We start from the raw sequence: 22,899 nt of genomic DNA, 5'->3' as shown, positions 1-22,899 counted from the left end.
GCGCGTATGGATATCATTCAGACGGGAATAAAAGTTTTAAAGACAGAAATAAGCGCCCTCAATCGTTTATTACCTCATATTGACCAGCGATTTGTCGATGCGGTGAAACTCCTAGAGCAATGCGAAGGCAGAGTCGTCGTCACCGGGATGGGAAAATCAGGGATCATCGGGAGAAAGATTTCTGCAACCCTTGCCAGTACGGGAGCTCCCTCATTTTATCTCCATCCTGCAGAAGGTCTTCACGGTGATATCGGAATGATTTCCAGGGGAGATGTAATTCTGGCGATTTCCAATAGCGGCGAAACGGAAGAACTCCTTAAGATCCTTCCTTCCATCAAACGTTTAGGATTGTCTTTGATTGCCATGACCGGAAATCTCCGTTCAACACTTGCGAGGGAAAGTGACGTGACACTCGATGTGAGTGTCATCGAGGAGGCGGGTGCTATGGGGATCGTTCCCACGTCGAGTACGACCGCTACGCTTGCGATGGGAGACGCATTAGCTGTGGCGCTTTTTGAACTGAGAGGAATTAAGGAAGAGGACTTTGCCTTTTTACATCCTGGAGGAAACCTGGGGAAAAGACTCCTGGTACGGGTAAAAGAAGTGATGCATCTGATGCCTCAAATACCCATTGTTCAGGAAGGCTCATCTTTAAAGGAAGCCCTCTTTGAAATGACCCGCAAGAAAATGGGTATGACGACAGTCACCAATGCTTCAGGTCAATTGACTGGCGTGATTACGGACGGAGATCTCAGGCGACTCCTGGAAAAAGAGGAGAAGATATTTGAAAAAAAAGCGCGGGAAGTGATGAGCCATCATCCCAAAGTCATTCAGGAGAATGAATTGGCAGCCAAGGCTATTCAGATCATGGAAAAACACGCGATCACTGTTCTGCCGGTTCTTAACGAAAAAGATCAGTTGGCGGGGGTGGTGCATCTGCATGATCTATTAAAGATCGGAGTGGTCTAATTTTAACCGACATTAAGGGTCATCTACTGTGTTCTCGTCATTCGGGCAGGCCCGGCCACCTCACGGACTCGGCGGCGCTCAAGGCACAATGCCACTTATTCGGGGCATTTTTCGCCCTCATGTACGAATTTAGTACATTCCGGTGGCCACTTTCCTGCGGCCTTGTAGACGCAGCCTTCTTGTCGGTTAGGAGGCCTTAAGACTTGAAACAGGAATTGATTAAGAAGGCGAAACAGGTACGCCTGCTCCTCATGGATGTGGATGGCGTATTGACCGATGGAAAGCTTTACTACGACGAAAATGGAAAGGAGCTCAAGTCTTTTCATATTCAAGACGGGCATGCAATAAAAATGTTACGTGAGGCGGGAATTAAGACCGGACTCCTTTCAGGAAGAAAATCGAAAGCGGCCGAGATCAGGGCGAAAGAACTTCTCATGGAGGAATGTCATCTGGGAATATCCGATAAGGTCGAACAATTTGAGAAGATCATAAAGAAATTGGGATTGAAGGAGAGCGAAGTCGCCTATATGGGAGATGATCTCCCTGACCTCCCGTTGTTAAAGCGGGTCGGGTTCTCACTTTCGGTCCCGAATGGTGTGGATGAAGTGAAAGATCAGGTCGATTGGGTGACCAAGAGGCCAGGGGGAGCAGGGGCGGTACGAGAAGCCGTCGATTTTATTTTGTCGGCCCGGACGGGACATCATAAGGCAAAACCGGTGGGTTTCTTAAAATGAGGGTGCGAGCCTGCGAGCGCCCAGGACCTTTGAGCGAATGATGCGAAGGCCCCAAATAGGATGAAGCAAAAAGTGATTCGATCGATAATTGTCGTCGCCCTCAGGATGACATCGGTCATTCTTCTGCTGTTGCCCTGGGATTGGGCTCTTGCAGGAGGAGGTTACCTGGGAAGAGCCGCCTTTCGGTATCTGAAAAGAGAAAGGGATAAGGCAGAGCGCAATTTTACCCTTGCGTTTCACGACGAATTTACCGCACTCCAAAAGAGGGAGATTCTATCCAAAAGTTTCGAAAATCTTGGCAAATCCCTCGTTGAAGTATTGAAGTTCAGTCAGATTCATTCCGGGAATATTGATCGATTTGTGACCCTCGAAGGGGAGGAAAATCTAAAAAGGGCTTTTTCTCGCAAAAAGGGAATTGTATTTGTAACCGCCCACTTTGGCAACTGGGAGCTGATGGGCATCACGCTTGCTATTAAAGGATATCCTACCCAGGTCATTGCGGCCCCTCTTTATGATGCCAGACTTGACCGAATGATGAGCAGGTATCGTTTGTTACACGGAGTTCAAACGATCACAAGGGGAGGGGAAAGAGGGCCGAGAAGGATCCTTTCAGCGCTTAAAAACAATCAAATTCTGGGTCTCCTGATCGATCAGGATATTGATGCGGAAGGCGTCTTTGTCGAATTTTTCAATCGAAAGGCATTTACTCCCTCAGGAGCGGCCTCTCTCGCACTGAAGAGCGGCGCAGCGGTTATTCTCGGATTTATCAACCGGGATGAGGATAATCGGCATAAAGTGGTTCTCGAAGGTCCTCTTGAACTGGTCCGAAGCACGGACTTGAAGCAGGACATTTATGACAATACCGCACTCTTTACAAAAGCGATAGAAGAGAAAATTCGAAAACATCCCGATCAATGGGTCTGGATGCATAACCGCTGGCAAACTTCTGATCCAGGTTCCCTTCATGAATCTTCCTAATCTTTTAACCCTTCTTCGGATTGCTCTCATACCCTTGTTTGTGATGATCTATTCCGAGCCGACACCTTTACGCTCTTTTTTAGCCACGGTGGCATTTTTGTTAGCGGCCTTAACAGATTTCCTGGATGGTTATCTGGCACGCAAAAGAGGAGAAATTACCCAGTTCGGAAAATTAATGGATCCAATCGCGGATAAACTCCTTGTCATTTCGGCCCTTCTCCTGCTGGTTTATTTTCAAAGAATTCCAGTCTGGATGGTCATCATTCTTGTTGGACGGGAGATGGCTGTGACCGGATTGCGTGCCGTTGCGTCGCTGGAGGGCGTTATCATTCCCGCGGATCGATGGGGAAAATACAAGATGGGAGCGCAGATTACGGCACTGGCGCTGCTCCTTTGGAATCTCACCTTTCCCCTTGATTTTCAGTTTTGGGGAATTTTCTTCCTTTGGATTGCGCTTTTTTTATCGATATTTTCCGGGTTTCAATATTTTATCAATTACGCCAGAGCGGCATATAAATAGGAATGAATTGTGGGTGCGAGTTTTTCGATGGCAGGGATCCTGATGGTTGTTGTAGCCTTCCTCATGGGAGGAATTCCTTTTGGTGTGATTGTTTCCAAATCGTTTTGGAAGATTGACCCGAGAAAAGGAGGGAGCGGAGGAATCGGGTTCACCAATGTGATGAGAGTCGTTGGGAAAAAGGCCGCGTTTATGACACTGACGCTCGATACACTGAAAGGCACGGTACCAGTTCTCCTCATCCGTCAATTCACTTCCGATCCAAATTGGATTTCCCTGGTTGCATTATTTGCCGTATTGGGCCATACTTTCTCGATTTACCTTGTTTTTAAAGGAGGAAAAGGAATAGCGACGGGATTCGGAGTCATTCTTGGCATATCTCCCCTGGTTGCCGTCATTACCTTTTTTATCTGGAACGCTGTTTACTTCACGTGGAAATTCTCATCTCTTGCAGGACTGATTTCATTCACCTTTCTTCCCGTCACGCTCTTTTTAACAGGATACCCGCAATATCTCCCATTTTCCTTTCTTTTGATGTTGATGATTTATTATAAACATATCGCCAACATCAAGAGATTAATCAACGGGACGGAGAACAGAATGTCAAGCAGGCCGAAATAGGCCCGATTATTCATCCGTTCGCCCCTTACGTTGACTTTTAACGGTAAAACTGGTAGGTTAAAAATAGATTTTCGATTGATTTCGGGGCGTGGCGCAGACCGGTAGCGCACTCCGTTCGGGACGGAGGGGTCGAAGGTTCAAATCCTTTCGCCCCGACTCTATTTTGGGGCCTTCGCGAGACTCGCTCAATGCCCCAATCCCGCGCTTGAACTGGCAAAGCCAGTTCTGCGTTTTCACATTTTTTTGTCTAGGCAGGTTTGTCAAAAAGTCTCATCTGTAAGGCCGCAGTTTTGAGAACGACGGAGGCGTACTCATTCGGTACGTTGAAGAAGTTCGAGAAACGAGAACGCAACAGATGACCTTTTTCACAAACCTGATTCGAGGTATACATGGCTGAAGAATGGGACAATAAAGACCGCACTCCTGAAATTGGAGAAAACCTGGAAGAGGGGGTCACAATTCCGGAAGGAGAGGTGATTTTCGAAGGGGAAGCGATCGCGGAAGAGGAGCGTGAAAAAGACTATTCTGGCGGGATGGATGCCATGAAGAGTTATCTCAAAGATATCCGAAAAGCCTCCCTTCTGACGTTTGATGAAGAGCAGTCCCTGGCCAAAAAAATTGAAAAAGGGGACGAACAAGCACGTGCCAGAATGATCGAATCGAATTTAAGGCTGGTGGTCAGTATTGGAAAAAAATATATGAACCGGGGAATGCCTTTTGCCGATATCATAGAAGAAGGAAATATCGGTCTGATTAAGGCGGTCGAAAAATTTGAATATCGAAGAGGATTCAAGTTCAGCACCTATGCCTCCTGGTGGATCAAACAGTCAATAGAAAGAGCCATCATTAATCAGGTCAAGCTGATTCGTCTCCCCGTTCATGTTGTGGAAAGAGTGAATTACTATCTGAATGTGGTTGAAGAACTGGTACAGGAACTCGATCGCGACCCGATTCCGCAGGAGATTTCCCATAGAATGGGAATTCCAACCGATGAGGTTGTGGATATCCGGCAGGTTATCCGCAAGACCTATTCTCTCGATAGCCCGATCAGTTTTGCCAATGAGACGACTTTAAAAGATGTCATTGAAGACGGAGGTCAGGTTTCGCCTTACAAAAGGGCGGAGGGGGTCAAGCGCCGGGAAGATGTGATGCAATGGATTAGCCACCTCAAGGATACGGAAAGACAGGTTTTGACGCTTCGATTTGGTTTGGATGGGGGAAATCCCCAAACGCTGGAGGAGATCGGTGTTTATTTTGGATTGACGAGAGAACGGGTGAGGCAGATCGAAAGCGGAGCTTTAACCAAGATAAGGGAAATGATCGGCAGCCGATCCATCAAACCGGAAGAAATTCTATAGTGAAGCCTAAAAAGACTCCCATAGACTTGAAAAGCAAGATCAGAGGCATTCCGGACTATCCTAAGAAGGGGATCTATTTCTATGACGTGACCACTCTGCTTAAGGATGGCCCCGCTTATATTCAGGCACTCGATCAGATGGCAGAACCGTTCCAGAATCAAGGCGTTAAAAAGGTTGTAGGAATTGAATCTCGAGGTTTCATTTTAGGTGCTCCCGTGGCTTACCGTTTAGGGGCTGGATTTGTGCCAGTAAGAAAACCAGGAAAGCTTCCGCATGAAACTTTTGAAGTCAAGTATGACCTGGAATATGGTAGCGACGGCCTCTCAATCCATCAAGACGCGATCGAAAATGGAGAAAAAGTCCTGATTGTTGATGACCTCCTGGCCACAGGTGGAACCTGCGGTGCGACGGTCCAGCTGATTGAAAAACTGGGCGGAAAAATTCTCGGAATCGCTTTTCTGATTGAACTTAAGGAGCTAAAAGGCCGATCCAAATTAGGCAAGCATCCGATCACATCCCTCCTGACCTATTAGTCAAGAGCGCTCCAGCCCTCTCGGCAAAGGGCAATCTCTTCGCTCCACTCGTGCCGCAAAGTACTCTCCATTTTCCTTAAATATGATCGGGTTATGAGACTTTCCACAAGAATTGTGGATAACTCGTCTCAAAACCAATAATACGCAATACAGACTCTCCTCTCAGCAAAGCGCCCAAAAATTAGGCGATTATTTTTAAATAAAATCAATTACTTACAATCATATTGTTCATGACCTCCACCGTGTTTAAAGAACCCACCATATCTTGACAATAAATTTACTTGACACAATAGCTTGATTTATCCACATGCTCTCACCGGGCAGTCTCCCATGATATTGACCATGCCAGAAACAGGAATTTTCTTCAATTATCCTCGGGGATGGAACTGCTGATGGATTTTTTTTAGTCGCTCCCTGGTTATATGGGTATAAATCTGCGTGGTTGAAATATTGGCGTGTCCGAGCAGGGATTGGACCGATCGGAGATCAGCTCCCCTTTCAAGGAGGTGAGTGGCAAAGGAATGCCGGAGGGTATGCGGAGAAAATGTCACTTTTATTCCTGCTTCCGCAGCCCTTTTCTTCAATAAATACCAAAAGGCCTGCCGGCTGAGTCCATTTCCGGAATGGTTCAAGAATAAAAACTCAGAATGCCTGTTTTTTAAAAGAGTTGGCCTAATTAAATTTATGTAATTGTTTAACTTTTCGGAAGCCATTTCACCGATCGGTATCCATCTTTCTTTTGCCCCTTTTCCGACTGTTCTAATAATCCCTTCCTTTAAGGATACCGCGCTGAGCCTGAGGGAAATGAGTTCAGAAACCCGAAGTCCCGTTGCATAGAGGAGTTCGATCATGGCCAAGTTTCTAACCGATAGGGGATCCTTTTTCGCGGTCGGTTCAAGCAGTTTATCCACCTCGTCAACCGAGAGCACTTTGGGGAGTCGCGACCAGGTCTTGGAGGATTCGATAAAAAGTGTCGGGTCGCTCTCCACCAACTTTTCAAACTGCAAATACCTGAAAAACATGCGCATCGAGGAGAGGAGTCGGTTTAGAGAGGAAGGGTTCAATCCACTTCGTTTAGATTCAGTTAAGAAAGCGACAAGGTTCTCTTTCCTGACCCGGTCGAGTCCTGAAATTTTTTTCTTGTCGAGATGCCGGATGAATTTGGAGAGATCACGGCGATAAGCCTGGAGCGTGTTTGATGAAAGTCCTTTTTCGACCCGGTTAAAATCCAGAAAGGCTTGAAGGGTTTCTAGCATCGATTTGTCAGGATCATTTCGAACCCAATTTGACAACGGTAATTGAATTATCTTACTATACGCTTCTTTGCTTTTTAGCTCGTTTTCTATTCCTTGGTGGTATTCGATTTCTTCTTGAATTGCAAACAAGAGTGAAAATATTTCAGACCCATGAATGACTTCCGGCGATCTTCAATGAAAACAAACCTTTCGATTTATCTGATTGTTTTTCTTTTTCTGCTGATCAGCTCCCGCGGAACATGGGCTTCAGAATTAGAGGAAAAAGCGGCATTAAACAGTGTCTATAACGCTTTTTCCGCCGGAGACCTGGACGGAGCCCTCTCTCAGGTGACAGAATTTATCTCTAAATATCCCGATTCGCTGATCAAAGATCAAGCTTTTTTTTGGCTCGGGGAGTCGCAATACAAGAAAAATCACCTTCCTGAAGCCAGAGAGGCCTATCGGGAAATTATCAACAAATATAAGGCATCCACGTACTTTTCGCAGGCTTCCGCGCAGTTTGCGAACGTGACCTTTGACCTGGGGGAACTGGATCAGGCAAAACCGCTATACGAGGAAATGCTGGATCAGGTCAAAGAGCCTCAGAAATTAATCGAAATCTTCGATAAATTAATTGAAATTACCACTCGACAGGAAGATTGGTTTCAGGCAACGGATTTTTTGATTCAAAAGAGCAAATGGGTTACCGTCTCGACAGATCTTGAGCAGGTGAACAAACGGGTCGTGGCGCTGATTCAAACCAAAATGGATAAAAAAACGCTTTGGAAATTGGCGGCAAGATACGGCAGGAATTTTCCGGCGGACACGGCTTATTTGCAATTGAGTTTCCTGTATGACCAGGAGAAAGACACGTTTCATTTTGAAAAAACAGCAAAACGATTTCTCGATCTTTTCCCAAAGAATGAGAGTGGCGAGAGTCTGAAACAGAGGCTGAAGCTTGTTACCGAGCTGATTAAAAAACATAAATTTGTGGTTGGTGCAATTGTCCCTTCTGCGAAACAGGCGGAAGAGGTTACAGAACAGGTCATCAATGGGGCCAATCTGGCCCTTTGGGAATACGAGCGGGCAACGAATGACAATACGATTGGAATTGCATTTAAAGAGACCACCGGTCCGGGAGGAAAGATATCGGGCGAAACCGAGACTTTTATTAAGGAGTATTCTCCCAAGGCGATCATTGGCCCTCTTTTCAGCAAAGACTTTGAAAGTGTCGGCGGATTAGCCGAAACTTACGCCCTCCCTTTTATCACGCCGACAGCGATCCGTGCTGGAATCACCTCCCGTTCCAGGTATCTCTTCAGGAACGGGTTGACAATCCCTGCACAGGCAAGAGAATTAGCGGACTACGCCATGACACGGGGAGGAATGAAAAGAGTCGTTGTCTTTTATCCCAAGAACGGTTACGGAGAGGAATTATCCCGAGGATTTATTGAGGAAACAACCCGGCTTGGGGGTGAAGTGATCGCCCAGGAATTTTACCCGCCCGAATCGTCTGATTTTTCCGCAGAGATCAAAAAGATCATTAAAGTCGATTTGTCAAAATACGGAATTGAAGGAGAGAAAATTGAAGAAAAAGATTTTAAACATAAAGTAAAAAGAGATTATACGCCCGGATTCGACTCCATTTTCATTCCAGGAGAAGGTCTGAACGCAGGGCTCATCCCTTCCCAGTTGGCTTTTTTCGACATCAAGGGGGTCGCGCTCTATGGTTCAAACGGCTGGGATTCGGCAGAATTCTTGAAAGCCGGCGGAAAATATCTGGATGGAGCCGTTTTTTCAGACGGTTTCTTTATCGATGCAGCCTCTCCGGTGACAACTCAATTTGTCGCCCGTTATCGAAAAACGTTTCAAAACGACCCAACCATTTTCTCCGCGCAAAGCTATGATGCGATGAATATGATCCTTCAGGCAAAAAAGAATGGCGCGACAACCGGGGCAGAAGTCAGAAGCGCGCTTTTGGGACTGAATCCTTATGACGGCGCTGCAGGAACGATTCGATTCTCTTCGTCCGGAGAAGCGGAAAAAAAGCCCTTTATCCTACAGATTAAAAATGGTAAGTTACATCAGATCAACTAAATAGAATGTTGATAACAGGCCATTTTCTTCGTTCTCGTCGCTCAGCTTCGTCAACGTATAGGGTGATTTACGCCTCCGTCGCCTTGCTCCTGCGGCCTTGAATCTGGTTCATTTTGAACATTCTCAATTGAAAACATGATGAAACCGCCGCTATTTAAGAAAATCCTCATTGCCAACCGTGGAGAAATTGCTCTTCGGATAATCCGTGCCTGTAAAGAGTTGAAAATTCCGACAGTCGCCATTCATTCGGAGGTTGATGCGACAACGCTCTATGTCAAGAAAGCCGATGAAGCTTGTCTTGTGGGTCCGGGACCGATTGCAGGGTATCTTAATATTTATCGCATCATCGAACTTGCAAAACAGAAAGGGGTCGACGCGATTCACCCGGGATATGGATTTCTGGCAGAAAATCCAGATTTTGCCCAGGCCTGTGTCGAAAACGGCATTACTTTCATCGGTCCGAGTGCTGAAACGATCCGTCAGATGGGTAACAAAATTCAAGCCCGGTTAATGATGAAAGAAGTCGGGATTCCCATGGTACCCGGTATTCTTGAACCGCTCCAAAGTGTCGAGGCATCTTTAAAAGCCGCAAAAGAGATCGGTTTTCCTGTTATTCTCAAGGCCTCCAACGGGGGTGGAGGAAGGGGTCTCCGGATCTGCCGAAACGCAGAAGATTTAGAAAAGTTTTTTCCGATTATTCAACTCGAATCCCAGGCGGCATTTGGGAGCTCTGAAATTTACCTTGAAAAATATTTTGAATCTCCCAAACATATCGAAATCCAGATCCTGGCTGACCGTTTTGGAAAAGTGATTCACCTGGGAGAAAGGGACTGCTCCATTCAGAGACGCCACCAGAAATTAATTGAAATTGCTCCCTCGCTCTTCCTGACGGAAGGGATGAGGCAGAAGATGGGAGAAACAGCGATCAAAGCGGCAAAGGCTTCAAAATATGTGACCGCGGGAACAGTTGAATTTCTGGTCGATGCCCAGAATCAATATTATTTTCTCGAGATGAACACGCGTCTCCAGGTGGAACATACTGTCACGGAGGAGGTGACGGGTATCGATATTGTTAAGGAGATGATCAAATTGGCCGCAGGGAGGCCGCTATCCTATCAGCAGGAAGATATCAAGATTCAAGGTTATGCGATGGAATGCCGTATCAATTGCGAAGATCCGATGAAGAATTTCATGGCGACTCCGGGCAAGATTACCGCCTACTATTCTCCGGGCGGATTCGGTGTTCGGATTGACGGGAATGTCTATCGGGGGTATACGGTCCCGCCGTATTATGACTCGCTCTTGGCAAAATTGACGGTCAAAGGGAGAAATTGGGAAGAAACGGTCGACAGAATGTACCGCTCACTCGATGAATATGTCATTCGGGGTGTGAAGACTACGATCCCGCTGTACAAGAAAATCATGCTGGACGAGGCCTTTAGGAATAAAGAGTTTGACACCAATTATATCCAGAATAATTTTGACCGCCTGGTCTATGGCAAGGAAGAGGACCGTAGAGACCTTGTCCTGGCAATCTCAGCGGCGGTTGTCGCCCACTCCAGGATGAGTCACCAGGTGATTCAACGTTAAGAAATGGAACTGATTTGAATTCAACCCATCCAAAGAAAATCGTGAAAAGGCCCGTAAAAATTACGGATACCACGCTTCGCGATGCCCATCAATCGCTAATCGCCACGCGGTTAAGAACGGACGATATGCTTCCGATTGCTCCCAAAATTGACGAAATCGGGTATTGGTCTGTCGAGATGTGGGGAGGAGCTACATTCGACGCGATGTTGAGGTATCTTAGGGAAGATCCGTGGGAAAGAATCCGAAAGTTGAAGGCCGTCATGCCCAAAACGCCTTTTCAGATGTTATTACGAGGCCAAAATGTGGTTGGTTACCGGAACTACGCTGATGACGTCGTTGAAAAATTTGTCGAACTGGCGATTGGAAACGGCATCCAGATTCTTCGGATTTTCGACGCGCTGAACGATTTTAGAAATATCAAAACGGCAATTAAAGCGGTGACGAAGTACGGGGGGAAAGTCGAAGGGACACTCTGCTATACGGTCAGTCCGGTTCACGATACGGATACGTTCGTTGATATGGCAAGACGTCTTGAAGATATGGGTTCCGATACCATTTGTATCAAGGATATGGCTGGAATACTTTCTCCTTACATTGCTCAACAGCTGGTCGAAAAGATTAAGAAAGCGACTACAGTTCCTCTTCATCTTCATACCCATGATACCAGCGGGATGGCGGTATCGACCAATTTAAAAGCGATCGAAGGGGGTATTGACATCATTGACGGGGCAATATCTTCACTCGCCAACGGGACTTCTCAACCTCCGACAGAGGTCTTTCTGAATGTATTGAAAGGGGGTCCGTATGACCCGGGTTTGGACTTAAAGCTTTTGGCAGAGATTGCGGAGTATTTTAAAGAGGTTCGGAAGAAATACAGGCAATTCGAGTCAGAGTTTACCGGTGTCGACCCGAATGTTCTTATTTATCAGATTCCGGGAGGCATGACTTCAAACCTTGCGTCCCAGCTTAATGAGCAGAAAGCGCTGGGAAGGATGAAGGAGGTATTGGAAGAGGTTCCGAAAGTTCGGGAAGATCTTGGATATCCTCCATTGGTCACACCGTCAAGCCAGATCGTCGGCACCCAGGCGACACTCAATGTTCTGACCGGAGAAAGATACAAAGTCATTACAACAGAAACCCGCAATTATCTTAAAGGGCTCTACGGAAAGCCTCCTGCGCCGATTAACGAAGAGGTGAGAAAAAGAGCGGTTGGAAATGACGAAATCATCGAAGGAAGACCTGCAGATATGCTTGAGCCGGAGCTCGAAAAGAACCAGCAGGAATTGAAGGATAAAATCAGATCGATCGAGGACCTGGTCAGTTACACGCTTTTTCCGAAAATCGCCCTGGAATTTTTTGAATTGAGGGAAAAAGGGGAAATCAACCGGCCGCTTCCCGAACCGGTAAAAAATGAGGAAGCCCCTCCGACTGTTCCTCTCTTGACGCCGAGCGAATTTAATATCAAGGTGCATGGAGAGACTTATCATGTCAAAGTCGGTGGCATGGGGCATCAAGGAGAAGGAGGAAGGCCTTATTTTCTCTATCTCGACGATCAGTTGGAAGAGGTTATGGTCGAATCGCTGATGGAGATTGTTCCAAGTGAAGAAGGGCGGATCGATAAAAAGGTCGGTGGAAGATCGACACGACCCAAGGCAACCCATCAGGGAGATATCACCGCGGCGATGCCCGGAACGGTCATGAAGGTTAAAGTGAAAGTGGGAGACAAGGTTCGCGCCGGAGAGACGATACTCATCGTTGAGGCGATGAAGATGGAGAATGAAGTTCATACTGCAATTCAAGGTGTCGTCAAAGAAATTTTTGTCAGTGAAGGAGATAAGATCAATCCGGATGAAGTATTGGTAATGGTTCGAGAATCATAACGGATGGAGGCCTACTATCCGATATTTGCCCAAATCGCCGTTTCCGCAATACCGATACTCTTCGCCATTACCCTCCATGAATCAGCGCATGGCTGGGTTGCGGATAAGCTCGGCGATCCGACTGCCCGGCTTCAAGGGAGACTCACTTTTAATCCGATTCCCCACATTGACCCGGTGATGACGATTGTCTTTCCTATCGCGACGATGATTCTTTCAGGGGGCCATTTTATTTTTGGCGGGGCGAAACCGGTTCCTGTTAATTTTGCCAATCTGAGGAATCCAAAAAGAGACATGATCCTTGTTGCGGCCGCAGGACCTGGGGTGAATCTGGGTCTGGCCGTCTTGTCGGGCATTCTATTCCGGTTCATCACGGGACTTCATCCGGAGATTTTCTCTTATATTCATTCTTCCAGACATTTGACCTCGCTATCCCAAATCGATTTGGTTTTCATGGTGCCCCTCAGTCTGATGCTGATTGCCGCTGTGAAATGGAACGTTCTTCTTGCCGTGTTCAATATGATTCCGATTCCCCCCCTGGATGGAGGACGAGTGATGGTCGGACTTCTCCCTTACCGGTTTTCAACCTGGCTGAGTCAGCTCGAACCTTTCGGCATTTTTATCGTCATTTTGTTGATATATTTGAATCCTTTGGGAATTATGTCGACGCTTGTGTTTCAAACAATGCTGGTGATTTCTAAAATCATCATCGGCATCAACCCGTTCATGGTTTAAAGTATGGCCGCCAAAAAGATGGGACAAGATTGATGACCAGGATCGGGAAAAAAAGGGTATTGAGTGGCATGCAGCCGAGTGGCAAGATGCATCTCGGGAATTGGGTGGGTGCCCTCGAGAACTGGAAAAAGCTTCAGATCGAATATCAATCCTTCTTCTTTATTGCCGACTGGCATGCTCTTTCAACCAATTTTGAAGATACCGGGAATCTCCGCGAAAACACCTTTCAGATGGCGGTGGACTGGTTCGCATCCGGAATTGATCCTGAGAAATCCACCGTTTTTCTCCAATCCAAAGTAAAAGAACACGCGGAATTGCATCTCCTTCTTTCGATGCTCACGCCAGTGTCATGGCTTGAGCGGGTTCCCACTTATAAGGACCAGCAGACGGAGCTGAAGGAGAAAGATCTTTCGACCTATGGTTTCCTGGGATATCCCGTCTTGCAGGCCGCCGATATTCTGATCTATCGAGCGGATCTGGTTCCAGTCGGTGTGGATCAGCTTCCTCATCTTGAACTGACCCGGGAAATTGCGAGACGTTTCAATGTTCTTTATAAAAGCGATCTTTTTCCCGAACCGATACATCTCTTGACAAAATTCCCCAAAGTCCCTGGACTGGACGGGAGAAAGATGAGCAAGAGCTACCAGAATGCAGTCTATTTATCTGATTCCGAAGAGGAGGTTTGGGAAAAACTCCGGACCATGATGACCGATCCGGCAAGAAAAAGAAGAACGGATAAAGGTAATCCTGATCTCTGTCCGGTTTTTGATCTGCACAAAATATTTACCCCTGCCGCAAAACTTCCTTATCTGGCCGAAGGATGCCGAACGGCAGGGATCGGCTGTATCGAATGCAAGGGGGTTCTCAACGAATCCTTAAAAACAGCCATGAATCCGGTCCGGGAAAAGAGAGCATCGCTTCTTCAGGACAAGAGCGGCATTCTGGAATTGCTGGACAAGGGCTCAAAAGCCGCCTCTCTTGAAGCGAATCAGACGCTTTTAAAGGTCCGGGAAACGATGAAGCTTAACTAGAATCCCATTCTCCCTAAACACATCATATAGCGCCTCATTCAGAAAAAACACGATATATAGTACTGAAGCATTGATTTTATCTAAATTTTCTGTTATAAATCCGTGGAAACAGGAGAAACTTCGGCCCATGGATGAAATCAAGACAGAGAATCAGGAGAATGACTGCTATTCCATCAAGCTCGATGTTTTTGAAGGGCCGCTTGACCTCCTCCTCCATTTGATCAAGAAACATCAGATTAATATTTACGATATCCCCATTGCTTTGATTACCCGGCAATATATTGAATATCTGGAACTCATGCAGACACTGAATTTAAATATCGCAGGAGATTTTCTCGTGATGGCGGCCACGCTGGTCTATATTAAATCGAAAACACTTCTCCCCCCTGAAGAAAAAGGTCCCGAAGAGGAGGAAGAAGATCCCCGCGACGAGTTGGTCTCGCGGCTTCTGGAATACAAAAAATTCAAGGAGGCAAGTCTGAATCTGGAAGAACGCGAATCCATCTGGATGGAGGTTTACAGAAGACCGACGGCACTCGATTCGGAGCCGGTCAACGAAGAGTTTTGTTTTACCGATTTAAACCTGTTTGATCTGGTTGAAGCGCTTCAAAAGGTCATTGAACGGCTGCCAGAGAAAAATTGGCTGGAAGTAACCCAAGATACCCTTTCGGTGACGGATAAGATTAACGATCTTCTCGAATTTCTGGAAGGGAAGGAGAGTGCGACTTTTTTTGAACTTTTTCTTGGCGATACCACCCGGGGCATGGTAGTGGTCACTTTCCTTGCCCTGCTTGAATTGTGCCGGTTACGCCTCGTGAATATCCAGCAGATCGAAGAATTTGGAGTAATTCGTGTCAGAAAATTGGGGTCCAACAAAGATTTGGAGGAGACAGAAAATGGAAATCCATGAGCTCAAACAGATTATTGAATCTATTCTCTTTGTGGCGACGGAGCCGGTGCCTGTTGAAAAAATCAGAGAGGTGACCGGAGCCGAAAAGAAGACAGTCATCCAGGCGGTAAACGATCTGATCAGCCATTTCAGGTCCGAGAACCACGGATTGCAAGTGGTCGAAATTGCCGGAGGCTATCAAATGCTGACTCTTTCTGAAAATTCTCCCTGGGTCAAGAAATTTCTGACCGTCAAGACCACCGGCAGACTTTCAAAGCCAGGTCTCGAGACCCTGGCGATCATTGCGTATAAACAGCCGATTATCCGGTCAGAGGTTGAATCCATCCGGGGCGTCGATTCAGGTGGCGTCATTCGAACCCTTCTGGAAAGAAGATTGGTCAAGATTGTGGGTCGAAAAGAGATGCCGGGCAAGCCGATGCTTTATGGAACCACGAAAGAGTTTCTCGAGTATTTCGGGTTGAACAACCTGTCAGGACTTCCCACCTTGAAAGAATTCAAAGAGACCGTTTTCCCGATTTCAGAACCCGTATTTATCGATACGCCTCCGGATGCGGCGATAGGGAACGAGCCGATCGTGTCGCAGGAGGGGGCATTGTCGGACGTTTCCCCCGGGGGGGAGCTTGAACTCCTTCTCAACGAGGGGAATTGAGGCGCAAAGGCAATCCTGCTTGACTTATTTTTTCCGTTTCGATACCATGAAGTCACGGGTTCAGAATTGTTCATTTTAAACTTTAAGTTTAACCAGATTCGCGAAAAGCAGGATAGAGGTCGGGAATAAAATGTGTGAAGCCAATGCCTATATGGTCAAAGAAGGTAATGAGGAACTTTTTCTTGAAAGTGTCAATGTTCTGGAACCCAAAGAAGGGGGAAAGATCTATCTTGAAAATGTTTTGGGGGAGCAGAAGGTCTTTTCAGGAAGAATCAAGGAGATTCGTCTCGTTGAACACAAAATCATTCTTGAAAAGCTAGTCAAATCGAATTAATCAACTGGAAGAGCCATATAGGCCCTTCGGTTTAAATTAAAATTAACAGAGACCATGAAGGTCAAACATATTGTATAATATAGATTATACAATATTCCGCATTCCTTCATGGTTTTTTTTTGGAAACGAGAAGATGATCCGACCCTTGTTGCGAATCTTAGTTTTAGTCTCCTTTTTCCTGTTAATCGGGATAAGACCACACGCCCTAATTGCGGCCAATGGCAAATTAAATGTCGTCACGACCGTCGCTCCGATAACCAACTTGATATACAATGTCGGAGGGAACGCGATTGAGCTTCATGGAATGGTCCCTGAAGGGACCGATTCCCACACTTTCGAGCCATCTCCTTCTGATATCAAATGGATTGCCGCAGGAGATCTTTTTATTCTCAATGGATTGAACCTGGAGACACCCACAGAAAAATTGATTGCCTCGCAGAGAAAGAAGAAATCCGAGGTGGTGAAATTGGGAGACCGTGTCATTACCCAAAAAGAGTGGATCTATGATTTCAGTTTTCCCAAAGAACATGGCGATCCAAATCCCCATCTCTGGTTGAATGTGGAATATGCCATGAAATATGTCGAAGAGATTCGGGATGAGTTAATCAGGCAAGATCCGACTCATCAGGAGAATTATGTTGAGAACGCCAGGTCATTTCTGGTCAAGCTGAAGCTGCTTGACCAAATAATATTTGAAGTAACCGGAACCATTCCAAAGGAAAACCGGAAATTGGTCACCTACCACGACTCCTGGCCGTATTTTGCCGGGCGGTACGGGTATACCGTCATCGGTGCAGTTCAGCCATCCAGTTTTTCTGAACCGTCTGCCCGGGATATCGCTTCCCTGATCGACCAGTTGAAAAAGCTCCGGGTACCGGCTATTTTTGGTTCTGAAGTATTTCCGAGCAAGGTCTTGGATCAGATCGGCCGGGAAGGAGGCGTAAAATATGTCAGTACGCTTCGGGATGATGATCTTCCGGGTGAACCGGGAACTCGCGAACATACTTATATCGGCATGATGATTGAAAATATGAAGAATATCTCCAATCCGTTAGGCGGAAGAATCGATTCCCTCAAGAAAATGGATCCCTCGAATATCATTCAGGAAAAAAGATAAGTCATGGAATCCTATATTGAATTAAGGGAGGCCGTGGGTGGGTATCATCGAACCCATGTTTTCAGGCCGGTTAATCTTTCCATACCCCAGGGCGAATTTGTCGGAATTGTCGGGCCGACGGGGTCGGGGAAAACGACGCTATTAAAAACAATTTTGGGAATTTTGCCGCCCTTGTCGGGCGAAGTCCTGGTAAACGGTTACCCGGTGTACGGGAATAAGAAAGTGCGGATTGGTTACGTCCCCCAGGTTGAAACGGTGGATTGGGATTTTCCGGTCACGGTTGAAGAGGTGGTGCTCATGGGACGCTGTATGACCATGGGTTTTCTCCCCTGGCCGAGCAAGAAGGATAAAAAGGATGCCCAGGTTCTCCTGGAAAGATTGGGCTTGGGGGAGTATTCAAAGCGACATATCCGGGCACTTTCGGGAGGTCAGCAACAGAGAGTGTTTTTGGCACGCGCTCTGATTAGTAATCCCATGCTGTTGATACTTGATGAACCGACCGCAGGGGTGGATGTCAAGACGCAACATAATGTTCTTCATCTGCTGGGAGAGCTCAACAAGGAGGGGATGACGATCCTGCTGACAACGCATGATCTTAATGCCGTTGCGGCACATCTCCCCTGGGTCATTTGTTTCAACAAGGGGATGATTGCCCAGGGCCATCCCGACAAGATATTCACCTCAGCCGTTTTAAAGAAAACCTACCAGGCTGACATGAAAGTCATCCGTCATGGCGATTTCGTATTAATGGCCCATAGCACGCCTCTTGATCTCAAAAATAACCGGATCCGACGGTAAGATGGATATCCTGCTTGCCCCCTTGCACTACGAGTTCTTCCGCACCGGTCTGATTGCGGCTCCGATTATCGGGGCGCTCTGCGGGATGCTTGGGGTTTATATTGTCCTGCGGGGAATGAGTTATATTGGCCACGGTCTTTCCCATGCCGCGTTTGGAGGGGCAGTCATTGGCTATGTCCTCAATCTCAATTTTTATATTGGTGCGGGCCTCTGGGGATTTCTGGCCGCAATTTTGATCAATCAAGTCGTACGAAAAAACAAAATCGGTGCGGATGCCGCAATCGGCGTCATTACCACGGCCAGTTTTGCGATCGGGGTCGCGTTGATTAGCCGGGTACGGCATTTTACCAAAAATTTTGAAGCGGCCCTGTTCGGAAATATTCTCGGCGTCACCTGGAACGATGTCATGATTATCCTGGCGGTCTTCTTTCTGACCCTGATTGTGATTTTTGTCCTCTATAAACAACTTTTATTTACGACCTTTGATGAAGAAACCGCCCGCGTCTACGGTGTATCGACTGCCTGGGTGGATACCTTTTTTTCGCTGATTCTTGCCGCGGCGATTATTGCATCGATGCAGATACTCGGAGTCACCCTGATTGCCGCCGCGATTGTGATTCCCGCCATTACAGCCCGACAACTGACCGATAGTTTTAACAAAATGCTTTTTTATTCCGTGGGGATGGGTGCCCTGACCTCGGTGCTGGGAATGTACGCCAGCTTTTATCTGGATATCGCTTCCGGCGCCTCGATTGTGCTCTTTGCCGCGGCGCTTTTCTCAGGCGTCCTTCTATTCAAAAGTATTAAAAGAGCGGGGGAGTCGTTTCAATCGACCTCACCGGAGCCGCTCCTGGATGAGGTGCCTCATGAACACCCCCATCGGCATCAGGGTGTACTTCATCTTCATGAACATAAAGGATTGGCTGATCAGAATCATGATCATCATCAAGTGGAGCATGGCGATGAAAAGGGGGAGGAACATCCGCACCCCCATCCACATTCTCATGGCAAAGGGGATCATCAGCATGATCATGGGCATCCCCATCAGGATGACCATAAATAGAATTTGCAGGTTGATGAAAATGTCCATCTGCTGCGTACTCGTTTCTCGGTCTCCTTCAACGTACATGCTCAAGTACGCCTCAGTCGCCCTCAAAACTGCGGCCTTGCATATGGCCATTTTGACCAACCTGACAGTAGGGTTTAAATTTTGACTTAAGCGGAAATATTCGCAGACTGTTTTGGAAAATCGAGAACGCTGCAGTGGACCCGAACTCAAGTTTCACTCGGAGGTTTTTTGGATCCGTTCCAGGAGTTTCTCATCCAGGCCCTTAGTTTCAAAATATTCCCTTTCGAGCTCTTCGACATAATAACGGTCGAGCGCGCTTTCCCTCAAAAAGCTTTCTCTCTGGTTTCCACTCTTGACGCTTAGTACGATTGGAAGAATCTCAAATATATAAGTCGCTTCTTTTCGAATGTCGACAATGATTTTTTCGAAGAGGGCAGGGGAGATATCCGATTTAATCAAACCCTTGTTCAAAAGCTCTTTAGAGAGATCCACCCGGATATTTTCCAGTTCGGTTGCCGACTTGATTTCGATGTAGAATGATTTCATCATTCTCTTAAGATGGAAATGAACGGTCTTGTAAAGGAGCGCATCCTGGTTGATGGCATCAATCTGCCGGACGATATCAATCAGGCCGAGATTCCCATGTTCGACTTCCTTGATTCCATTAAAAACAAGATAGATTTTCTTTTTTCCATAACTGGTTAAATATTTGTCTTTCAGAATCGTATCGATAAAAATTTCTTTAAAGATTTTTACGTCGAGGCTGTCGAAAACCTTCTTATTTCCGTAAATGGTTCTCAGCATCTTCTCAGTGATTGAGATCCCTTCCATAAAAACAAGCTGGTTCAAAAAATTATAGGTCGAGTCATACCGGTCAAAAAAGGTAATGATGTAACCGAACCTTTCCATGATATCCGGATTGTTACTGTTGACAGAATGTTCGTCGCAAAGCCGCCCCATATCAAGCAGGAGTCCGTCAAAGCTGTAGTCTCTTTTTTCAAGAGAGGATTGCTTCGCTTTAATCAGGAGAATTAAATCTTCGTTGGAGATCAAGGTATTGACGTTCTGACCTTTCAGGAAAAGCCCTTCGAGAATTTCCCGGGTGGTCGCAAGATAAGAGGGCTCCTGGGTGGCGACGATCGATTTTCCCTTCAGAAAAAGTTCGTCGAGCGCGATGAAGAGTTCCAGAGGGATGTTATTCCGGACGCTTAGGGTACGAAGTCTGTTTAAAATGGCCAGTTTGCTCTGAGAAATTTCCGGTGTGGATGAAATTTCTACCAGGATGTCTTTATATTCGTCAATCAATCTTTTATTGTCCGGATGTTTATAGATGACGTCGATTTTCGTTCTCTCTTGCTGATATTTTTCAATTTGATTCAATCTGGCGAGTTCATCCAGTGTGGCCTGTTCCTGAGGCGTAATCAGCTTTTTTTCGGAGTAAAATTCTTTAAAAAGCTGATAGTATTCCTGATTTTTTCTCTGAACAAATTTAATGAGGTAAATGGTGACATCGTCTGTTTTCAAATAGGAAAAAAATTCGTTGATCAATGCGAGATCATCTTGTTCAACAATATGAATCGATCTTTTGATCATTTTGCCCAGCGCTTTCAATAGAAGTTCTTGCTGCGTTCTGGGGGCAATGGCTTGATGGAGTTGAATGAAGAAATAATAGTTGCAGATGGCATTGCCATTTCTAAACATTTCGACGAGCCGTTCGCTGCCTTGAGTCTGATTTGTAAAAACCAGACGCTCGCTCTCTTTTTCAAAATGGGTTCCATTCAGAACGAGGCGGTTGATCACCTCTTTTCGAATCATGTCTTTTAACGGGAGATTGACGCCAAACATATATTCACAGAAACTTCCTCCATTTCCCTTGTAATATAACCTTTGGTCATTGATGATCAGTTCGTTGGAAGGTGAAAATAACCGGAGTGATTTGATATTTTCTTGAATTTGCTGCTCGAAAAAGAAGAGATTCTTGATCTCTTTTCCGGCGATCGTAGCGTAATATTCGATATTGGAGTCGACCTGACCGTGTAGACGGATATCCTGAATCATACTTATTAGTATAACCTAAAAAGAAAAAAATGTATTATAATCCACGGAAGTTTTTGCTCGCATGATTGGGGAAATTTCTTCCAAAAAATGTGTATGGGACTATACATTGAACTGATTGATATAATGCGAAAATATCTGACACGAACCGTATTTATTTTGATGTTCCTTTTTCCTCTCTTGTGGCCGTCTTTTATCTGGGGAAATCCGGCGTCTTTTCGAATGAGCATTGGCACGGAACCCCCGACTCTGGACCCTTCCCTGGCAACGGACGGAACTTCGATCTTGATTATTGAAAATCTCATGGAAGGCCTGACTCAATTTGATCAGACTTTGACGCCGAAACCGGCTTCGGCTTCCAGCTGGGAGATTTCGCCGGATGGAAGGCGATACCTGTTTCACCTCAGGAAGAACCTTTTTTGGTCGGACGGAAAGCCTGTTACCGCGCAAGATTTCGAATATGCCTGGAAGAGGCTGCTCAATCCGCAAACGGCTTCCGAGTATGCTTATTTCCTGTACGATATTGAAAACAGCGAAGAATACAATCAGGGTAAACTGAAGGAGTCCGACAAAGTGGGGGTCCGTGCTCTGGATTCCGAGACGCTGGAAGTCCGGTTAAAAAAACCGGTCATCTATTTTATCAGCATCACCACTTTTTCTGCGACATTTCCCCTAAGAAGAGATCTGATTGAAAAATACCAGAATCATTGGACCGATCCGGATAAAATGGTCGTAAACGGACCTTATCGCCTGAAAGAGTGGAGACATGAATACAAACTCAGGCTTGAGGCCAATTTGAATTATTACGGAACCCCGCCGCTTTGCAATACGATTGAAATCTTTGTGATCAATGAAAGGACAACCGCCCTGACGCTTTATGAAACCGGGGGTCTGGATATGGTCTCGCTACCCCCTGAAGCGATAGAACATTACCGGACACGAGCAGAATACGTCAACCAGCCGCTTCTTCGCGGATATTATTACGGTTTCAATACTGAAGCGCCACCTTTTAACAACCCGAAAATTCGAAGAGCTTTTTCGATGGCAATCGATCGGGAGGAGTTTCCCCATGTTTTAAAAGGGGGAGAACGTTCGGCCTATTCCTGGATTCCTCCCGGAATGTTCGGATATGAACCTCTGGTAGGACTCCGCTTCAATCCAAAAGAAGCGGCGCGTCTCCTTTCTGAAGCAGGTTTTCCCGGAGGGAAAGACTTTCCGGTCGTGACAACCGCCTTCAACACGGACACCGTGAATGGACTGATTGCCGAAAACATACAAGCCCAGCTCAAACGGAACCTCAACGTGACGATTTCGCTGGACAATATGGAGTGGAAAGTCTATTTAAAAAAGCTTCAGCTGAATCCGCCCCAGATTTTCAGACTCGGCTGGGGAGCGGATTATCCGGACCCTGATAATTTCATGAACCTTTTTATGAAAGGGGGAGGAAACAACCATACCCGCTGGGGGAATATGAAATATGATCAGCTGATTGTTTCAGGATCGTCGGAGCGTGACCCGCAGAAACGACGTATGATTTATCGTGAGGCACAGAAGATATTAACGGAAGATGAAGTGCCGATCATGCCACTCTTTATTTCGGCGCAAAATTTCTTGGTGAAATCCTATGTCAGGGGAGTCGAGACCAATCCCATGGAACTGATATTTTTCAAAACAATTAGCGTTATTCGGTAA

At 46.3% G+C, this 22,899-nt stretch carries 21 protein-coding genes and 1 tRNA gene; 20 read left to right on the top strand and 2 right to left on the bottom strand.

All coding sequences use genetic code 11. The features are described 5' to 3' along the window. Positions 1 to 6: 6 nt before the first annotated feature. From HY200_06915 to HY200_06880, 8 genes are all read left to right on the top strand, one after another. A complete protein-coding gene (locus tag HY200_06915) occupies positions 7 to 969 on the top strand; it encodes a KpsF/GutQ family sugar-phosphate isomerase (GenBank protein ID MBI3594675.1) in 963 nt (320 codons plus the stop codon). A gap of 251 nt (positions 970 to 1,220) precedes the next feature. Continuing rightward, a complete protein-coding gene (locus HY200_06910) occupies positions 1,221 to 1,703 on the top strand; it encodes an HAD hydrolase family protein (protein ID MBI3594674.1) in 483 nt (160 codons plus the stop codon). 72 nt (positions 1,704 to 1,775) lie between these two features. Then, complete coding sequence (locus tag HY200_06905) at positions 1,776 to 2,681, top strand: lysophospholipid acyltransferase family protein (GenBank protein MBI3594673.1); 906 nt, start codon at positions 1,776 to 1,778, stop codon at positions 2,679 to 2,681. Beyond that, a complete protein-coding gene (gene pgsA, locus HY200_06900) occupies positions 2,668 to 3,201 on the top strand; it encodes a CDP-diacylglycerol--glycerol-3-phosphate 3-phosphatidyltransferase (protein MBI3594672.1) in 534 nt (177 codons plus the stop codon). The genes HY200_06905 and pgsA overlap by 14 nt, the downstream gene beginning before the upstream one ends. Positions 3,202 to 3,210: 9 nt before the next feature. Next, positions 3,211 to 3,819, top strand: coding sequence for a glycerol-3-phosphate 1-O-acyltransferase PlsY (gene plsY, locus HY200_06895; protein ID MBI3594671.1), 609 nt, complete (start codon positions 3,211 to 3,213; stop codon positions 3,817 to 3,819). An 82-nt stretch (positions 3,820 to 3,901) separates the two neighbouring features. Continuing rightward, a tRNA-Pro gene (locus HY200_06890) sits at positions 3,902 to 3,975 on the top strand. Positions 3,976 to 4,208: 233 nt separating this feature from the next. Continuing rightward, a complete protein-coding gene (locus HY200_06885) occupies positions 4,209 to 5,177 on the top strand; it encodes a sigma-70 family RNA polymerase sigma factor (protein ID MBI3594670.1) in 969 nt (322 codons plus the stop codon). Between the two features lie 20 nt (positions 5,178 to 5,197). Beyond that, positions 5,198 to 5,710: an adenine phosphoribosyltransferase gene (locus tag HY200_06880; GenBank protein MBI3594669.1), complete on the top strand. Its 513-nt coding sequence runs from the start codon at positions 5,198 to 5,200 to the stop codon at positions 5,708 to 5,710. A 368-nt stretch (positions 5,711 to 6,078) separates the two neighbouring features. On the opposite strand, the gene xerD is transcribed toward HY200_06880, so the two are convergent. Beyond that, on the bottom strand, positions 6,079 to 6,966 hold the full coding sequence (gene xerD, locus HY200_06875) for a site-specific tyrosine recombinase XerD (GenBank protein MBI3594668.1): 888 nt from the start codon (positions 6,964 to 6,966) through the stop codon (positions 6,079 to 6,081). Between the two features lie 174 nt (positions 6,967 to 7,140). Here xerD and HY200_06870 point away from each other — a divergent pair, with 174 nt between their 5' ends. From HY200_06870 to HY200_06820, 11 genes are all read left to right on the top strand, one after another. Continuing rightward, positions 7,141 to 9,042, top strand: a complete 1,902-nt coding sequence (locus HY200_06870) for a penicillin-binding protein activator (GenBank protein ID MBI3594667.1) — start codon at positions 7,141 to 7,143, stop codon at positions 9,040 to 9,042. Between the two features lie 138 nt (positions 9,043 to 9,180). Beyond that, entirely contained in the window at positions 9,181 to 10,632 is a 1,452-nt protein-coding gene (gene accC / locus HY200_06865; GenBank protein ID MBI3594666.1) for an acetyl-CoA carboxylase biotin carboxylase subunit, read from the top strand. A gap of 38 nt (positions 10,633 to 10,670) precedes the next feature. Then, positions 10,671 to 12,512: a sodium-extruding oxaloacetate decarboxylase subunit alpha gene (oadA, locus tag HY200_06860; protein ID MBI3594665.1), complete on the top strand. Its 1,842-nt coding sequence runs from the start codon at positions 10,671 to 10,673 to the stop codon at positions 12,510 to 12,512. 3 nt (positions 12,513 to 12,515) lie between these two features. Further along, on the top strand, positions 12,516 to 13,244 hold the full coding sequence (locus HY200_06855; protein MBI3594664.1) for a site-2 protease family protein: 729 nt from the start codon (positions 12,516 to 12,518) through the stop codon (positions 13,242 to 13,244). Positions 13,245 to 13,276: 32 nt separating this feature from the next. Further along, a complete protein-coding gene (gene trpS / locus HY200_06850) occupies positions 13,277 to 14,275 on the top strand; it encodes a tryptophan--tRNA ligase (GenBank protein MBI3594663.1) in 999 nt (332 codons plus the stop codon). A gap of 127 nt (positions 14,276 to 14,402) precedes the next feature. Further along, on the top strand, positions 14,403 to 15,185 hold the full coding sequence (locus HY200_06845; GenBank protein ID MBI3594662.1) for a segregation/condensation protein A: 783 nt from the start codon (positions 14,403 to 14,405) through the stop codon (positions 15,183 to 15,185). Further along, positions 15,172 to 15,834: an SMC-Scp complex subunit ScpB gene (scpB, locus tag HY200_06840; GenBank protein MBI3594661.1), complete on the top strand. Its 663-nt coding sequence runs from the start codon at positions 15,172 to 15,174 to the stop codon at positions 15,832 to 15,834. Before HY200_06845 ends, scpB begins: the two co-directional genes overlap by 14 nt. 130 nt (positions 15,835 to 15,964) lie before the next feature. Then, on the top strand, positions 15,965 to 16,168 hold the full coding sequence (locus HY200_06835) for a CooT family nickel-binding protein (protein ID MBI3594660.1): 204 nt from the start codon (positions 15,965 to 15,967) through the stop codon (positions 16,166 to 16,168). Between the two features lie 133 nt (positions 16,169 to 16,301). Further along, complete coding sequence (locus HY200_06830; protein MBI3594659.1) at positions 16,302 to 17,285, top strand: zinc ABC transporter substrate-binding protein; 984 nt, start codon at positions 16,302 to 16,304, stop codon at positions 17,283 to 17,285. Positions 17,286 to 17,288: 3 nt separating this feature from the next. Then, entirely contained in the window at positions 17,289 to 18,083 is a 795-nt protein-coding gene (locus HY200_06825) for an ABC transporter ATP-binding protein (protein ID MBI3594658.1), read from the top strand. Between the two features lies 1 nt (position 18,084). After that, positions 18,085 to 19,146 (top strand): metal ABC transporter permease, encoded by a 1,062-nt coding sequence (locus HY200_06820; GenBank protein MBI3594657.1) that lies wholly within the window; start codon positions 18,085 to 18,087, stop codon positions 19,144 to 19,146. Between the two features lie 219 nt (positions 19,147 to 19,365). Here the strand turns inward: HY200_06820 and HY200_06815 are convergent, their stop codons facing one another. After that, positions 19,366 to 21,210 carry a TIGR04442 family protein gene (locus tag HY200_06815; GenBank protein MBI3594656.1) on the bottom strand — a complete coding sequence of 615 codons (1,845 nt, stop codon included), beginning with the start codon at positions 21,208 to 21,210 and terminating at the stop codon, positions 19,366 to 19,368. 219 nt (positions 21,211 to 21,429) lie between these two features. Between HY200_06815 and HY200_06810 the strand changes: the two genes are divergently transcribed. Next, on the top strand, positions 21,430 to 22,899 hold the full coding sequence (locus HY200_06810; GenBank protein MBI3594655.1) for a peptide ABC transporter substrate-binding protein: 1,470 nt from the start codon (positions 21,430 to 21,432) through the stop codon (positions 22,897 to 22,899).

The sequence above is a fragment of the Nitrospirota bacterium genome, assembly GCA_016194305.1.
Classification (GTDB): Bacteria; Nitrospirota; Nitrospiria; order JACQBW01; family JACQBW01; genus JACQBW01.
This window is presented reverse-complemented; position numbering and strand designations above follow the sequence as displayed.

Bases quoted from the DNA above. Each gene is read 5' to 3' on its own strand.
- xerD (MBI3594668.1), bottom strand. From the start codon at position 6,966: ATGCTAGAAACCCTTCAAGCCTTTCTGGATTTTAACCGGGTCGAAAAA.
- HY200_06810 (MBI3594655.1), top strand. From the start codon at position 21,430: ATGAGCATTGGCACGGAACCCCCGACTCTGGACCCTTCCCTGGCAACG.
- HY200_06870 (MBI3594667.1), top strand. From the start codon at position 7,141: ATGAAAACAAACCTTTCGATTTATCTGATTGTTTTTCTTTTTCTGCTG.
- HY200_06885 (MBI3594670.1), top strand. From the start codon at position 4,209: ATGGCTGAAGAATGGGACAATAAAGACCGCACTCCTGAAATTGGAGAA.
- HY200_06910 (MBI3594674.1), top strand. From the start codon at position 1,221: ATGGATGTGGATGGCGTATTGACCGATGGAAAGCTTTACTACGACGAA.
- HY200_06845 (MBI3594662.1), top strand. From the start codon at position 14,403: ATGGATGAAATCAAGACAGAGAATCAGGAGAATGACTGCTATTCCATC.
- HY200_06835 (MBI3594660.1), top strand. From the start codon at position 15,965: ATGTGTGAAGCCAATGCCTATATGGTCAAAGAAGGTAATGAGGAACTT.
- HY200_06820 (MBI3594657.1), top strand. From the start codon at position 18,085: ATGGATATCCTGCTTGCCCCCTTGCACTACGAGTTCTTCCGCACCGGT.
- pgsA (MBI3594672.1), top strand. From the start codon at position 2,668: ATGAATCTTCCTAATCTTTTAACCCTTCTTCGGATTGCTCTCATACCC.
- HY200_06855 (MBI3594664.1), top strand. From the start codon at position 12,516: ATGGAGGCCTACTATCCGATATTTGCCCAAATCGCCGTTTCCGCAATA.
- HY200_06815 (MBI3594656.1), bottom strand. From the start codon at position 21,210: ATGATTCAGGATATCCGTCTACACGGTCAGGTCGACTCCAATATCGAA.
- trpS (MBI3594663.1), top strand. From the start codon at position 13,277: ATGACCAGGATCGGGAAAAAAAGGGTATTGAGTGGCATGCAGCCGAGT.
- accC (MBI3594666.1), top strand. From the start codon at position 9,181: ATGAAACCGCCGCTATTTAAGAAAATCCTCATTGCCAACCGTGGAGAA.
- HY200_06830 (MBI3594659.1), top strand. From the start codon at position 16,302: ATGATCCGACCCTTGTTGCGAATCTTAGTTTTAGTCTCCTTTTTCCTG.
- scpB (MBI3594661.1), top strand. From the start codon at position 15,172: ATGGAAATCCATGAGCTCAAACAGATTATTGAATCTATTCTCTTTGTG.
- HY200_06915 (MBI3594675.1), top strand. From the start codon at position 7: ATGGATATCATTCAGACGGGAATAAAAGTTTTAAAGACAGAAATAAGC.
- HY200_06825 (MBI3594658.1), top strand. From the start codon at position 17,289: ATGGAATCCTATATTGAATTAAGGGAGGCCGTGGGTGGGTATCATCGA.